This is a genomic window from Variovorax sp., from assembly GCF_965279555.1.
In the GTDB taxonomy this organism is placed as follows: Bacteria; Pseudomonadota; Gammaproteobacteria; order Burkholderiales; family Burkholderiaceae_C; genus Variovorax.
Genome location: NZ_OZ257247.1, coordinates 4974681 through 4990000, shown reverse-complemented (window position 1 = coordinate 4990000; position 15320 = coordinate 4974681). Strand labels below are relative to the sequence as shown.

Genomic DNA, 15320 nt, shown 5'->3' with positions numbered 1-15320 from the left:
CTTGTCGGGTAAGTTCCGACCTGCACGAATGGCGTAACGATGGCCACACTGTCTCCTCCTGAGACTCAGCGAAGTTGAAATGTTTGTGATGATGCAATCTCCCCGCGGAAAGACGGAAAGACCCCATGAACCTTTACTGTAGCTTTGTATTGGACTTTGAACAGATCTGTGTAGGATAGGTGGGAGGCTTTGAAGCAGGGTCGCTAGATCTTGTGGAGCCAACGTTGAAATACCACCCTGGTGTGTTTGAGGTTCTAACCTAGGTCCATTATCTGGATCGGGGACAGTGCATGGTAGGCAGTTTGACTGGGGCGGTCTCCTCCCAAAGCGTAACGGAGGAGTTCGAAGGTACGCTAGTTACGGTCGGACATCGTGACGATAGTGCAATGGCATAAGCGTGCTTAACTGCGAGACTGACAAGTCGAGCAGATGCGAAAGCAGGACATAGTGATCCGGTGGTTCTGTATGGAAGGGCCATCGCTCAACGGATAAAAGGTACTCTGGGGATAACAGGCTGATACCGCCCAAGAGTTCATATCGACGGCGGTGTTTGGCACCTCGATGTCGGCTCATCTCATCCTGGGGCTGTAGCCGGTCCCAAGGGTATGGCTGTTCGCCATTTAAAGAGGTACGTGAGCTGGGTTTAAAACGTCGTGAGACAGTTTGGTCCCTATCTTCCGTGGGCGCTGCAGATTTGAGGAAGCCTGCTCCTAGTACGAGAGGACCGGAGTGGACACACCTCTGGTGTATCGGTTGTCACGCCAGTGGCATTGCCGAGTAGCTAAGTGTGGAAGAGATAACCGCTGAAAGCATCTAAGCGGGAAACTCGTTTCAAGATGAGATCTGCCGGGGCCTTGAGCCCCCTGAAGAGTCGTTCAAGACCAGGACGTTGATAGGTCAGGTGTGGAAGCGCAGTAATGCGTTAAGCTAACTGATACTAATTGCTCGTGCGGCTTGACCCTATAACTTTGATCGATCAGATCAAGGTGTTATGCCAAGTTGACGCATTCAAAACAATTCGCCAAAAGCTGATTCCAAACTCTATGAATTCGTTCGATTGATCGCGTGATCAACCGGACAACCCTTTATGCCTGATGACCATAGCGAGTTGGTCCCACTCCTTCCCATCCCGAACAGGACAGTGAAACGACTCAGCGCCGATGATAGTGCGGGTTCCCGTGTGAAAGTAGGTCATCGTCAGGCTCTTACAGCCCAGAAAACCCCAGTCAAGCAATTGACCGGGGTTTTTTGCTTTGGGGCATTGGAGAATGCATTGCGAAAAGCTCTGCTTTTAAATACGCAGAAACAAAAAAGCCCGATGGACTCTCATCCATCGGGCTTTCTTATTTAAGCGCTGATGCTAATCAGGCAGCCAGACGCTGCTCGATCGCAGCCTTAGTCTGCGGCAATTCCTTGGGCAGATGATGCTCCAGTTGCTTGAAAAGCTCTGAATGCAACTTCAGCTCGGCCTCCCAAGCTGCCTTGTCGATACTGGTCACCGTCGCAAATTGCTCGGCGCTGAAATCCAGGCCCGTCCAGTTCAGATCTTCATAGCGCGGGCTTACGCCGGTGATGTGCTCAACGCCTTCCTTCTTGTTGCCTTCGACACGATCAATCATCCACTTCAGTACGCGCATGTTTTCGCCATAACCAGGCCACACGAATTTGCCGTCTGCGCCCTTGCGAAACCAGTTGGTCGTGTAGATCTTCGGCAGTTTCGCGCCAGAGGCTTCGAGCTTCTTCCCGAGGTCGAGCCAATGCTGGAAGTAGTCGCTCATGTTGTAGCCCATGAACGGCAGCATCGCGAATGGGTCGCGACGTACAACACCCTGTTGGCCGGCGGCGGCAGCGGTCGTTTCCGAACCCATCGTCGCGGCCATGTAGACGCCCTCGACCCAGTTGCGGGCTTCGGTGACGAGCGGCACGGTGGTCGAGCGGCGGCCGCCGAAGATGAAGGCGTCGATGGTCACGCCCTTCGGATCGTCCCAGGCTTCGTCGAGCGCGGGATTGTTGGTCGCGGCCACGGTAAAGCGGGCGTTCGGGTGAGCAGCCTTGGCGCCGGTTTCCTTGGCGATCTGCGGCGTCCAGTCCTTGCCTTGCCAGTCGATCAGGTGCGACGGAAGCGCCTTGCCCGGTGCATCTTGCTCCATGCCTTCCCACCATACGTCGCCGTCGTCTGTCAGCGCGACGTTGGTGAAGATCACGCCGTTGTCCAGGCTGCGCATGCAGTTCGGGTTCGTCAGCATGTTCGTGCCGGGGGCCACGCCGAAATAACCCGCTTCAGGGTTGATGGCGCGCAGCGAGCCATCGGCTTGCGGCTTGATCCAGGCGATGTCGTCACCGATGGTCGTGACCTTCCAGCCTTCGAAGCCGGCCGGGGGCACGAGCATCGAGAAGTTCGTTTTGCCGCAAGCGCTGGGGAATGCGGCCGCCACGTGGTACTTCTTGCCTTCAGGATTCGTCACGCCCAGGATGAGCATGTGTTCGGCCAGCCAGCCCTCGTCGCGACCCATGTTCGAGGCGATGCGCAGCGCGAAGCACTTCTTGCCCAGCAGTGCGTTGCCGCCGTAGCCGGAGCCATAGCTCCAGATCTCGCGCGTCTCGGGGTAGTGAACGATGTACTTGGTCTTGTTGCAGGGCCAGGAGACGTCCTTCTGGCCGGCCTCGAGCGGTGCGCCTACGGTGTGCACGCAAGGCACGAATTCACCGTCGGTGCCCAGCACGTCGTAAACGGCCTTGCCCATGCGGGTCATGATGCGCATGTTGACCGCCACATAGGGCGAGTCCGACAGCTCGATGCCGATGTGCGCAATGGGCGAACCCAGCGGACCCATGCTGAAAGGCACGACATACATCGTGCGGCCCTTCATGCAGCCGTCGAACAGCGGTTGCAGAGTCGCGCGCATCTCGGCGGGCGCCATCCAGTTGTTGGTCGGGCCGGCATTCTCTTTCTGCGCGGAGCAGATGTAGGTGCGGTCTTCCACGCGCGCCACGTCGCTCGGGTCGGAAACCGCGAGGAACGAGTTGGGGCGCTTGACCGGATTGAGCTTCTTGAACGTGCCGGCGTCGACCAGCTGCTGGCAGAGGCGGTCGTATTCTTCCTTGCTGCCGTCGCACCAATGGACGGCATCGGGTTTGCACAGCGCGGCCATATCGGCCACCCAGGCGATCAGCTTGGCGTTCTTGACGTATGAGGGCGCCTGAATGGTGAGGCCCTTCATCGTGGGTGCGTTCATCGGAAAATCTCCTAAGTTGAAAAATCGTCTTTCCGAACGGGGCGCCGTACCTGCTCAGGCACGGAGGTCCGTTTGAGAAAACGTTTCGCTTAGGGAGACTGCGTCAACGCGAGCCGCACTGCCCGCGGACAAAAGCGTCAATGACTGTCAGCGTCAGGCCATGTACACCGCGATCGACGCCAGCAGCAGCATCAGCACGCCGCCTGCCAGTGGAAGCACCAGCGGCATCAGGTGAACGACCGATTCGACGGCGTCCTTTTCAACCGCGGCGCTGTGGCCGGGCTCGACGGGAGTGGGGTTGGACATCGGGAAGTACCTCGAATACACAAATTGACAGACTGAGGGGCATTTTACCGGTGGGGCGCCGCGAACGGCTCTAGGGGCTTCCGAGCCCCCTGGCCGCCCGCCGGCCGAGGGTCAATGCTGCTCCTCGGCCTCGAAGCCCGCATCCTTCAGCGCCGTCAGCACGCTTGCCAAGTGGGCGCGTCCACGGGTCTGCAGCACGAGCTCGATGTCGACGTTCTGCGCTGCCAGCATTGTGAATGCGCGTTGGTGGTGAACCTCGTCGACGTTAGCGCCCGCTTCTGCCACAGTGGCCGTGATCTGGGCCAGCGAGCCCGGAACGTCGCGCGCACTCACGCGCACGCGGGCCAGCCGTCCGGCCCGCACCATGCCCCGTTCGATGATGGCCGCGAGCAGCAGCGGATCGATGTTGCCGCCGGAAAGAACCAGTCCGACGCGCTTGCCCTTGAAGCGCTCCGGGTGTCGGATCAGCGCCGCCAGCCCCGCCGCGCCGGCGCCTTCGACCAGTGTCTTTTCGATCTCGAGCAGCATCAGTACGCCTTGCTCGATGTCGCCTTCGTCCACCAGCAGCAGGTCGTCGACCTTGCTTGCGATGATTTCCTGCGTCAGCACACCCGGCGTGCCGACCGCGATGCCCTCGGCGATCGTGCTCTTGCCCTGCGCGTGATGCGTACCCTTGACCGCGTTGACCATTGCCGGAAAGCGCGTGGTCTGCACACCGACGATCTCGATGCCGGGCTTGCGCTCGCGCGCCGCCACCGCCATGCCGGCGATCAGCCCGCCGCCGCCGACGGCAACCACCAGCGTGTCGAGATCGGGTACCGCGTCGAGCATCTCGAGCGCCACGGTGCCCTGGCCCGCGATGATCGCCTCGTCGTCGTAGGGGTGGACGAAGGTCAGTCCTTCGCGCGCCGCGAGCTCCAGGGCATGGGCGCGGGCTGCGTCGAGGGTGTCGCCGTGCAGCACCACCTCGGCCCCGAAGCCGCGCGTGCGTTCGATCTTCACGCCGGGGGTGAATCGCGGCATCACGATGAGCGCTCGCAGGCCGAGCCGCTGCGCGTGATAGGCCACACCCTGCGCATGGTTGCCGGCAGACATGGCGATCACTCCCCGTGTACCGTTCTCGGAAAGATCGACCAGCTTGTTGCACGCACCACGTTCCTTGAACGACGATGTGAACTGCAGGTTCTCGAACTTCAGGAACACCTGCGCGCCGACGATCTCCGACAGCGTGCGCGATTCGACACAGGGCGTATCGAGCACCTGGCCTTGCAGGCGCGCCGCGGCGCGCTGGATTTCTTCGATTCCGACCATGGCGCGCATTGTGGCTGGAATCGCACCATGAGGGTTTTTACCGTTTGCCGGTCTTCCCGAAGCCAAAAGTCTGCGTTATGGTCTCTCCGAGATTTTCCTCGTTGGAGGTTGCCTGATGGCGAAGCGTGCGGGTGTCGATGTCGTGGCTGCTGCGGTACGCGGGCAGGCATTGCCGTCGCCCGGCCTCAAGGAGGCGCCGGTGCTCGAGCTCATGTGCTCGCACTTCGTGCTCACGCTCGCCGCCAAGCAGGGGCCGCGCTTCAATGTGCGGCGCGATATCAACGGCCTGCTGTCGCTGACCGGGCGGCACCTGGTGTGGCCCGCTGCGGTGTTGCAGCGCCTGCGCGAATTCCTCGGGCGCCGATGCGCAGGCAATGAAGCATGGAAGGGCGTCGAAGACTTCGACGGCCGCACGCTGCTGGAACGCCACGGCGTGTGGCGCGGCCCATATGAAGAGGGCACGCTGTTCTTCTACCTCGACGAATACGCCAAGGACCAGCCCAAGGACCTGCTCTCGGTGCTGGCCGTCACGCGCGACTGGCTCACGCATGCACTGCGCAAGCAGTCGACGCTGGTCGAGAAGAACATCGATGCGCTCGCGGGCCTGCTGCAGCTCAACAAGGCCGAGCGCGCTCTGCTGCTGTACGGCACGCTCGCGCGCTACCAGCGTGACCTGCGCTCGCTGCTGGTCGAGTTCAAGGTCAACAACGCCCCCGAGGCCTATGCCGCCATTGCCGACATCGCCGGCGTGAATGCGAGCGAAGTCGGCGAGGCGTTGCGCGCGGGCTCGCGGCTCGAACGCATCGGCCTCGTCGAGAACCTCATCTCGGAGCACAACATCACCGACCTCGCCGACCTCATGAAGGTCAGCGAGAAGCTGCCGCCGGTGCTCATGCGCGAGTACCGCGATCACAACGAACTGATGGCCGTGTTCACGCGGCCCTCGGCCAAGAGCGCGCTCACGCCGCATGACTTCTCATTCGTGCAGGAAGACGCGCAGATGCTAGTCACGCTGCTGCGCGCCGCCGTCGCGCGCAAGGAGCCCGGCGTCAACGTGCTGCTCTACGGGCCGCCGGGCACCGGCAAGACGGAGCTGGCCAAGGTGGTCGCGCAGGCCGCCGGGCTCGAGCTTTTCGAAGTCGAATACGCGGACCGCGACGGCAACTCGCTCAGCGGCCGCGACCGCTACCGTTCGCTGCAGATCGCGCAGGTGTTCCTCAAGGGCAGCGCGCAGGCTGCCTTGCTGTTCGACGAGGTCGAGGACGTCTTCCCGCCCATCAGCACGGAAGCCGCGCAGTTCATGGCGCGCGCCGAGCAGATTCCCGCGCCCACCAGCGGCAGCGTCAGCGGCAAGGCCTGGGTCAACCAGATCCTCGAAGCCAACCCCGTGCCTACCCTGTGGGTCACCAACCGCATCGAGCAGATCGACCCGGCCTTCCGCCGCCGCTTTGCCTACCACCTCGAACTCAAGTCGCCGCCGCCCGGCGCGCGCGAGCAGCTCGTGAAGAAGACGCTCGAAGGCGTGGTCGTGTCCGAGGCCTTCACCGCCAAGCTGGCCGAGCGCAAGGGCCTCACGCCCGCGCAGATCCGCACCGCCGTGCGCTTCGCGGGACTCGCGAAAACCGACGAGGCCTCGGTCGAGGCGCTCATCGAGCGCCAGCTGCGCAATGCCGACCTCGCGCTGGGCACGCTCGACACCGGCCGCGGGGAGCGCCGCAGCGTCACCACCTACGACCTCGACATGCTCAATGTCGAAACCCGCTTCGAGATCCCGCGCATCGTCCAGGCGCTGAAGGCGCGCGGCCACGGCACGCTGTGCTTCTACGGCGCGCCCGGCACCGGCAAGACCGCGCTGGCCGAGCACATCGCCAAGGCCCTGGCCCGCCCGCTCATCATCAAGCAGGCCAGCGACCTCATGAGCAAGTACGTCGGAGAGACCGAGCAGAACATGGCCGCCATGTTCCGCGAGGCCGAGAACGAAAAGGCCGTGCTGCTGCTCGACGAGGCCGACAGCTTCCTGCAGGACCGCCGAGGCGCGCAGCGCACCTACGAGGTCACCGAGGTCAACGAGATGCTGCAGGGCATGGAGCGCTTCAACGGCGTCTTCGTCTGCACCACCAACCTGCTCGAGCGGCTCGACCAGGCGGCCCTGCGGCGCTTCACCTTCAAGATCAAGTTCATGCCGCTCACGTCCGCACAGCGCGAACGCATGTTCGTGACCGAGGCGCTGGCGGGCGATGCCGGGCGCATCACGGGTGCCATACAGGCGCGGCTCGCGCAATTGACACAGCTGTGCCCAGGGGATTTCGCGGCGGTGAAACGGCAGACCGATATTCTCGCGACCGAGTTCTCGGCGGCCGAATTCCTCGACCAGCTCGAGGCCGAACACCGCATCAAGCCCGAAGTGCGCGAGTCACGCGGCATGGGCTTCCTGCAGTAGCAGCGGACAGCAAAAAGAACAACCGGGTTCGAAACCCGCAGGAGCGCTTTGAAGGCGAGCCTTCGCCCTCGAAGCGGAACACCCGTCCGCCGGCGCGGACACGAGGAGGAGCAGCAGATGGAATTTCGCAAGGTCGACCTGCGGCGCTCGCCGCGTTCCGGGGCGTGGGCGGCATGTGCCGCGCTTGCAGCGGCTTGCTTCGTGGCGGCTTGCGGCGGGGGAGGCGGCGGAGGTGGTGGTGGCGGCTTGCCGATCGGCCTTCTGCCCGGCAACAACACGACGCCCCCCGCCAGCACGGGCACGAGTACGGGCATCGTTGCGTCGTCATCGGTCGCCGGCCTCTGCGCCGCGCCGCGCACCGGCACCAACCCCGAAACCGGCCTGGCCTACCCCGACAGCGCCGGCTCTCTGGACAACGAGAAGAGCTGGGTGCGTGCCTGGATCGACGAGACCTACCTCTGGTACAGCGAGGTGCCGACCACGCTCAAGGCTTCCGACTACGCCACGCCAGTCGCATGGTTCAACGTGCTCAAGACGCCGCTCACCACGTCGTCGGGCAAGCCCAAGGATCGCTTCCACTTCGTGTACGACACCGAGGCATACCGCCAGCTGTCGCAGGGCGGCGTGTCGGTCAGCTACGGCGCTGAGTTCGTTTCCATCGCCACCAGGCCGCCGCGCGAGCTGCGCGTGGTTCTCGTCGAGCCCGGTTCGCCCGCCGACCGCGCTGGCCTGAAACGCGGCGCCACGCTGCTGAGCGTTGACGGCGTCGATTTCGTCAACGCAACGGGCGACGCCAACGCCGCCACGATCAACAGGGCGCTCTCGCCGAAGACGGTGGGCGAGTCGCACAGCTTCACTTTCAAGCTGGGCAGCGATCCTGAGGTCTCCTACAACCTGAAGGCGGCCAACGTCACGAGCACGCCGGTGCAGAACGTCACTGTCTTGGACGGGGGCGGTGGCGACAAGGTGGGCTACATGCTGTTCAACGACCACATCACGACCTCCGAACAGCAGCTCATCGATGCAGTGAACTCTCTCAAGAGCGGGCCCGGCATCAAGGACCTCGTGCTCGACATGCGCTACAACGGCGGCGGCCAGCTGGCCATTGCGAGCCGGCTGGCCTACATGATCGCCGCGCCGTCGACCACGGCGGGCAAGACCTTCGAGCTTCTGACCTTCAACGACAAGAACCCGTTCCGCCTCTCGGTGGCGCAGAGCCTGATGCCGTTCTACAGCACCAGCCGCACCGGCGCGGCGCTGCCTTCGCTCGGCCTGTCGCGGGTGACCGTGCTGACCAGCCCCGACACCTGCTCGGCCAGCGAGTCGGTCATCAACAGCCTGCGCGGCGTGGGCGTGACGGTAAACCTCGTGGGCGGCACTACCTGCGGCAAGCCCTACGGCTTCTACCCGCAGGACAACTGCGGCACCACCTATTTCGCGATCCAGGTCAAGGGCGTGAACCAGCAGGGCTTCGGCGACTACGGCGACGGCTTTGCGCCCAACTGCACCGTGGCCGACGACTACGACCACCAGCTTGGCGACCCGAACGAAGCCCGGCTGGCCGCGGCCCTCGCATTGCGCAGCGGGGGCTCCTGTCCCGCGCCAATGGCCAAGGCGATGGCGCGAGGCCTCGAGAAGGCCCAGCCGGCCGAAGCCGAGGCGCCCTTCCTGATAGACCAGTCGCCGCTGCGCCGCAACCGCCTGCTCGACTTCGCCCCCGAGCCGGGCTGACCCTCCACCGCACCTCGCGGAAAACCCTGAGCCGGAGCGCTTGCCACGCTGCCGGCTTGCGCCCTAAAGTTTGGCAAACGTTTGCGCAAACCTTTGCGAAACGTTTGTATTTCAGATTTTTCGACTGAAAACCAAACGCTTAGGAGAAGCAAATGCGCAAATGGATCGGGACGATGTTCATCGTCGTCATCGCGGTGCTGGCTGGTTGCGGCGGGGGTGGCGGAGGAGGAGGCATCGGCCTCGGCCCGGGCTTCGGTGGCACTCCCGCGGCCACCGCGCAGAAGATCATCATCGACAGCGACTACAACACCATGAGCGACGACGGCCAGCTCGGCGTCATGGCCGCGCAACTGCAGGCGCAGGGCAAGGTGCAGGTCATGGGTATCAGCGTGGTTTCGGGCAACCAGTGGCTCAGGCAAGGCGTGGCCGATGCGCTGAAGTCGGTCGAGCGGCTCGGCGTGGGCGACCGCATAGGCGTCTACGTGGGAGCTAACTACGCACTCAACCACACCTATGCCGACGTGCAGGCCGAGTTGGCCGCGGGCGCCGGCGGCGACGGCTACCTGGGCGCCTGGGGAGGCCCGGAGCCCAAGACCGACGCCGACCTCAAGCCCTCGCCCGACGGCTTTGCCACCCACACCGTGGTGCAGCGCAAGGGCGCGGTCGATTTCATCGTCGATACGGTGAAGGCCAACCCCGGCGAGATCACCATCCTGGCCATCGGCCCGCTCACCAACATCGCGCTCGCGGTCAAGCAGAACCCCGAGATCGTGCCGCTCATCAAGCAGATCATCTACATGGGCGGCGCCATCGACGTGCCGGGCAACACCACCAAGGCGGCGGAGTTCAACTGGTGGTTCGACCCCGACGCCGCGCAGTTCGTGGTGCGACTGCCGATCCCGCAGGTGGTGGTACCGCTGGACGTGACCGACACCGTGTTCCTCACCAAGCCCATCTACGACCGCATCGCGCACCCGGCCAAGCCCACGGCCGTGACCGATGTGTTCCAGAAGCTCAACGGCTATGGCTTCGACGGCAAGAACGGCTTCGAGACCAACCCCGACTACACCCAGAACATCTGGGACACCCTCACGCTGGCCTACCTGCTCGACCCTAGCTACGCCACACAGACCGCCGACCGCTATGTGGACGTGATCGCCAAGCCCGGCGCGCCCGACAACGGCCGTTCCATCGGCTATTCCTCGCAGCCCTCCGGGCCCACATTGCAGAAGATGACGGTGGTGAAGAAGTTCGACAACGCGCGCTTTTTCGAGCTGTATGTCGACCTGCTGACGCGGCCGGTACCCATCACGCTGCCGGCGGCGAACTGAGCGTTTCCATAAGCCGCGCTTATCCAAACACAACCGGGAGATACGTTCCAGGCAGGCGCCGTCCTTCGGATACTCGCCCACGTCCGCAACTTCGCGGACGCACAACGATTCCGCCAGAGACAACGCCGTGCCCTCCGCCGCCATCACCGCCATCGACAGCCACGCCCACATGTTCGTGCGCGGCCTGCCCCTGGCGGCCACGCGCCGGCATGCGCCCGACTACGACGCCACGCTGGACGAGTACCTCGGGTTGCTCGATGCGCACGGTGTCTCGCATGGCGTGCTGGTGCAGCCCAGCTTTCTCGGCACCGACAACGGTTTTCTGATCGACACGCTGCGTGCCTGCCCGGCGCGCCTGCGCGGCGTTGCCGTGGTCGACCCCGGGGTGGACGACGCCACGCTGCAGGCGATGGCCGCCGCCGGTGTCTGCGGCATCCGCCTCAACCTCGTGGGCATGCCGTTGCCCGATTTCTCGCAGCCCGACTGGCGGCAGCTCTTCGCCCGCGTGCGCGCATTGGACTGGCATGTGGAGCTGCACCGCGAATCGCGCGACCTGCCGCTGGCCGCGCAAGCCGTGCTCGACGCCGGCTGCGCGCTGGTGGTGGACCACTTCGGCCGGCCCGCATCGGCGCCCGCATGTTCCGATGAAGGCTTTGCCTGGCTGCTCGATGCCGCGGCCTGCGGGCGCGTCTGGGTCAAGCTCTCGGCCGCCTACCGCAACTGGCCCGCGGCCACCGAAGCCGTCGCCGCACACGACGCCGCCCAGGCGCTGCTGAAGGCCTTCGGCCCCGATCGCCTGGTGTGGGGCAGCGACTGGCCGCACACCCAGCACCGCGAGATTGCCGACTACGCCGCCGCCCATGCGGCGCTGGCCGACTGGGTGCCCGATGCCGCCGCGCGGCGCCGCATCCTGGTCGACACGCCCGCCCGGTTGTTCAAGTTCAAGACAGGAGACATCGACAAATGACCAATGAAATTCCACGCGCGCGCCTGCTGCGCGCCATTCCCCTCGCCCTCGCGGGCGCGGCCCTGCTGCTGAGCGGTTTCTGCGCCCATGCCGAGACATGGCCTTCCAAGCCGGTGCGGCTGGTCGTCAGCTATCCGCCGGGCGGCACGGTCGACGCGGTGGCGCGCATCATCGCGCCCAAGCTGTCGGTGAAGCTGGGCCAGCCGGTGGTGATCGACAACCGCGGCGGTGCCGGTGGCGCCATCGGCGGCGACCTCGTCGCCAAGAGCGCGCCCGACGGTTACACCGTGCTGCTCGACGCTTCCAACCACGCGCAGAACCCGGCGCTGCGCAAGATGCCCTTCGACACCCTGCGCGAACTGGCGCCGGTGTCGCTGCTGGTGAGGGTGCCCAACGTGCTGGTGGTGAACCCGTCGGCGCCGATCAAGAGCGTGGCCGACCTGATCGCGGAGGCCAAGGCGAAGCCGGGCGCCATCAACTACGCCTCGTCGGGCAACGGCTCGGCGCAGCACCTTGCGGGCGAGCTGTTCGCCTCGATGGCCGGCGTGCAGATGACGCACGTGGCCTACAAGGGCGGCGGTCCCGCGCTCACCGACGTGATGTCGGGCCATGTGCCGGTGTTCTTCGCCAGCTTGGCTTCGAGCCTGCCTTTCATCAAGGACGGCAAGCTGCGCCCGCTGGCCGTGACCGGCAAGGCGCGCGCGCCGGCCCTGCCGCAACTGCCCACCGTGGCCGAGGCCGGCCTGCCCGGCTACGAGGTCTACGAATGGAATGCCGTGTTCGTGCCGGCGGGCACGCCCGCGCCGGTGGCGGATCGGCTCTCGAAAGAGTTCGCGGCCACGCTCAAGGACCCCGAGGTGCGCGGCCGGCTCGAAGCGCTGGGCGCCGAGGTGATCGGCTCCACCCCTGCCGAGCTCGACGGCTTCCGCCGCGCCGAGATCGCCAAGTGGACCAAGCTCGCGAAGGACAACAAGATCCAGATGGATTGACGTCAGCCGCGCAGCATCGCCGCGAACGCATCGGCGAAGGTCGGCCGTGAGCGCGCCAGCCACAGCGCCGACAGTTCGAAGGGCGGCAGCCCCGCGCCGTCGCGCACCTCGGCATAGCGCACGCCCTCGTGCCGCAGCGCGCGCACCGAGCGCGGCAGCAGCGACCACCCCAGCCCCGCCGCCACGCAGGACAGCACCGTCAGCGTGCGGTTGGCGTCCTGCACCACCCGCGTCTCGTGGCCGGCACGGCGCAGCGCACCCAGCAGCTGCGCGCGCAAGGCGGGAATCTGCTGTTCCGGAAACCACACCAGCCCGTGCCGCGCGATGTCCGCGAGAGAGACGCAGCCGTCCTCGTCCAGCGGCCATGCGGCCGGCAGCGCGGCGATCAGCGACTCCTCGCCCAGCCGCAGCTCGTGCACCCGGGCCGTGACCGACACCGGCGGATGCAGCAGCGCGATGTCGATGCGCCCGCCCTCCAGCGCCGCCACCTGTTCGGCATTGCTCATCTCGCGCAGCACCACGTCGAGCTGCGGATGCCCGGCACGCAGCCGGCGCAGCGCGTTCGGCAGCACCTCGTAGACCGCGTGCGTCACGAAGCCGATCGTGAGCCGGCCCGCGCGCCCGGCGCCCATCGCGCGGGCACGCTCGGCGGCCGTGTCGCCATAGGCAAGGCTGGCGCGCATGTCGTCGATGACGGCCAGGCCCGCGTCGGTCAGCGCAGCGCCGCGGCGCGAGCGCGTGAACAGCCGCGTGCCGAGTTCCTGCTCCAGCCGGTTCAGCGTCTGCGTGAGTGCCGGCTGTGCCAGGCCCAGCCGCTCGGCCGCCTTGGTGAGACTGCCGGCTTCGGCAATCGCGACGACGCAGCGCATCTGCCGGGTGTCCAAGGCAGCGCTCTCTTTTTGCGTCAGAACGCTTCGCAGACCCGCAGCACTTCGGCCCCGTAGGCCTCGAGCTTCTTGGTGCCGATGCCGCTGATGCCCTGCAGGTCTTCGAGCGTGGCCGGCGCGCGCTCGGCAATGGCCGCCAGCGTGGCGTCGTGGAAGATCACGTAGGCCGGCAGGTTGTGTTCCTTCGCCACCTCGGCACGCCAGGCCTTGAGCGCCTCGAAGCGCTTCTTGCCGGTGTCGTCGAGCTTGGCGGCGGCCGGCGAGGGCGCGCCCTTGACGGTTTTCTCGCGCCGGGACTTGCGCTCCGCCGGCGACGACACCGACTCGCGCAGCGTCACCTGGGCCTCGCCCTTGAGCACCGCGCGCGAGCCTTCGGTGAGCTTCAGCGTGTTGAACGCTTCCGCGTCGACCGCCAGCGCGCCGGTGGCGATCAGCTGGCGCAACACGCCGCGCAGCGCCACCTCGCTGAACTCCGCGCCGATGCCGAAGGTGCTGACCCGCTCGTGCCCGAACTGCTTGACCTTCTCGGTGGCCTTGCCGCGCAGGATGTCCATGATGTGCCCCGCGCCGAAGCTGATGCCGCTCAGCTGCTGCACGCGGTAGATGGTGCTCAGCAGCTTGCGCGCGGCATCGGTGCCGTCCCACACCTGCGGCGGGTTCAGGCAGTTGTCGCAGTTGCCGCAGGGCGTGCTCTTCTCGCCGAAGTAACCCAGCAGGCGCACGCGGCGGCAGTCGCTGGCCTCGGCCAGCGAGAGCAGCGCGTCGAGCTTGCCGCGCATCACCTGCTTGAACTCTTCGCCGGCGGGGCTCTCGTCGATCATGCGGCGCTGGTTCACCACGTCCTGCAGGCCATAGGCCATCCAGGCGTCGGCAGGGCCGCCGTCTCGGCCGGCGCGGCCGGTTTCCTGGTAGTAGCCCTCGATGTTCTTAGGCATGTCGAGGTGGCCCACGAAGCGCACGTCGGGCTTGTCGATGCCCATGCCGAAGGCGATGGTTGCCACCATCACGATGCCTTCCTCGCGCAGGAAGCGGTCCTGGTGCTTCTGGCGCACCGCCGCGTCCAGGCCCGCGTGATAGGGCAGGGCGTTGATGCCCGCGTCGCGCAGCGTCACTGCCACGTCTTCCACCCGCTTGCGCGACTGGCAATAGACCACGCCGGCGTCGCCTTCGTGCTCGCGCTCGATGAAGCGCAGCAGCTGCGTGGTGGCGTCTTTCTTCTCGACGATGGTGTAGCGGATGTTCGGCCGGTCGAAGCTGGAGACGAACTGGCGCGCTTCTTCCAGCTGCAGCCGCTCGACGATGTCGGCCCGCGTGAGCGCATCGGCCGTGGCCGTGAGCGCGATGCGCGGCACACCCGCATAGCGCTCGTGCAGCACGGTGAGCGCGCGGTACTCGGGGCGAAAGTCGTGGCCCCACTGGCTCACGCAATGCGCCTCGTCGATGGCAAACAGCGACAGCTTGCCGCGCTCCTTCAGCGAATCGAGCTGCGACAGGAAGCGCGGGGTGTTCACCCGCTCGGGCGCCGCGTACAGCAGCGTGATCTCGCCGCGCAGCATGCGGCGCTCCACGTCCTGCGTCTCTTCCCAGTCGAGCGTGGAATTGAGAAAGGCCGCGCTCACGCCGGCCTCGTGCAGCGCGCCCACCTGGTCGTGCATCAGCGCGATCAGCGGCGACACCACGATCGCCACGCCTTGCCCCGCGCGCTGCCTGGCGATGGCGGGAATCTGGTAGCACAGCGACTTGCCGCCGCCCGTGGGCATCAGCACCAGCGCGTCGCCGCCGGCCACCACGTGATCGACGATGTCCTGCTGGGCTCCCCGGAACTGCGAGTACCCGAAGACCTCGTGGAGGATGTCGGCGGGAGCGCTGCTGCCGGAGGCGTCGATGGGGCGGGGAGCGAGAGAGGACACAGGCGGGGAATGAGGGGCGGAAAGGGACTGGGGGCGCGGGCCGTCGATTGTCCCCCAGCGGCACCCAAGTGGCCGTGGCACGAGGTTTGCAATAGTTGCCCCCGTCCCGCGACCTTTCTTGTCTAGACAGCAAATCGGTGCATTCCCCAAGGAAGTGCACCAAAAATGACCTTCCGGGTTATCCTGTATATACAAGTTGGGGCGCTTGGCAA

10 protein-coding genes and 2 rRNA genes (1 of these 12 only partly in view) are annotated in these 15320 nt (G+C 65.6%); 7 read left to right on the top strand and 5 right to left on the bottom strand.

Annotation, left to right across the window (positions count from 1 at the left end; genetic code table 11):
* A 23S ribosomal RNA gene (locus tag ACQY8B_RS23300) occupies positions 1–962 on the top strand (it extends 1909 nt beyond the left edge of the window).
* Positions 963–1090: 128 nt separating this feature from the next.
* A 5S ribosomal RNA gene (gene rrf / locus ACQY8B_RS23295) occupies positions 1091–1203 on the top strand.
* Between the two features lie 161 nt (positions 1204–1364).
* On the opposite strand, the gene ACQY8B_RS23290 is transcribed toward rrf, so the two are convergent.
* From ACQY8B_RS23290 to ACQY8B_RS23280, 3 genes are all read right to left on the bottom strand, one after another.
* Positions 1365–3236: a phosphoenolpyruvate carboxykinase (GTP) gene (locus tag ACQY8B_RS23290; RefSeq protein ID WP_422088881.1), complete on the bottom strand. Its 1872-nt coding sequence runs from the start codon at positions 3234–3236 to the stop codon at positions 1365–1367.
* 153 nt (positions 3237–3389) lie between these two features.
* Positions 3390–3542 carry a hypothetical protein gene (locus ACQY8B_RS23285; RefSeq protein WP_422088880.1) on the bottom strand — a complete coding sequence of 51 codons (153 nt, stop codon included), beginning with the start codon at positions 3540–3542 and terminating at the stop codon, positions 3390–3392.
* A 111-nt stretch (positions 3543–3653) separates the two neighbouring features.
* Positions 3654–4853: a threonine ammonia-lyase gene (locus ACQY8B_RS23280; RefSeq protein WP_422088879.1), complete on the bottom strand. Its 1200-nt coding sequence runs from the start codon at positions 4851–4853 to the stop codon at positions 3654–3656.
* Positions 4854–4968: 115 nt separating this feature from the next.
* On the opposite strand from ACQY8B_RS23280, the gene ACQY8B_RS23275 reads away from it, so the two are divergent.
* From ACQY8B_RS23275 to ACQY8B_RS23255, 5 genes are all read left to right on the top strand, one after another.
* Positions 4969–7293, top strand: a complete 2325-nt coding sequence (locus ACQY8B_RS23275) for an ATP-binding protein (RefSeq protein ID WP_422088878.1) — start codon at positions 4969–4971, stop codon at positions 7291–7293.
* A gap of 117 nt (positions 7294–7410) precedes the next feature.
* Positions 7411–9024 (top strand): S41 family peptidase, encoded by a 1614-nt coding sequence (locus ACQY8B_RS23270; RefSeq protein WP_422088877.1) that lies wholly within the window; start codon positions 7411–7413, stop codon positions 9022–9024.
* A gap of 152 nt (positions 9025–9176) precedes the next feature.
* Positions 9177–10355, top strand: coding sequence for a nucleoside hydrolase (locus tag ACQY8B_RS23265; RefSeq protein ID WP_422088876.1), 1179 nt, complete (start codon positions 9177–9179; stop codon positions 10353–10355).
* Positions 10356–10524: 169 nt separating this feature from the next.
* Positions 10525–11322: an amidohydrolase family protein gene (locus ACQY8B_RS23260; protein WP_422089099.1), complete on the top strand. Its 798-nt coding sequence runs from the start codon at positions 10525–10527 to the stop codon at positions 11320–11322.
* On the top strand, positions 11319–12311 hold the full coding sequence (locus ACQY8B_RS23255) for a tripartite tricarboxylate transporter substrate binding protein (protein WP_422088875.1): 993 nt from the start codon (positions 11319–11321) through the stop codon (positions 12309–12311). Before ACQY8B_RS23260 ends, ACQY8B_RS23255 begins: the two co-directional genes overlap by 4 nt.
* Positions 12312–12313: 2 nt before the next feature.
* On the opposite strand, the gene ACQY8B_RS23250 is transcribed toward ACQY8B_RS23255, so the two are convergent.
* Positions 12314–13195, bottom strand: coding sequence for a LysR family transcriptional regulator (locus ACQY8B_RS23250; protein ID WP_422088874.1), 882 nt, complete (start codon positions 13193–13195; stop codon positions 12314–12316).
* A gap of 20 nt (positions 13196–13215) precedes the next feature.
* The gene (gene recQ / locus ACQY8B_RS23245) at positions 13216–15108 is read right to left on the bottom strand and encodes a DNA helicase RecQ (protein ID WP_422088873.1); all 1893 of its coding nucleotides are present in this window, start codon (positions 15106–15108) and stop codon (positions 13216–13218) included.
* Positions 15109–15320 lie beyond the last annotated feature (212 nt).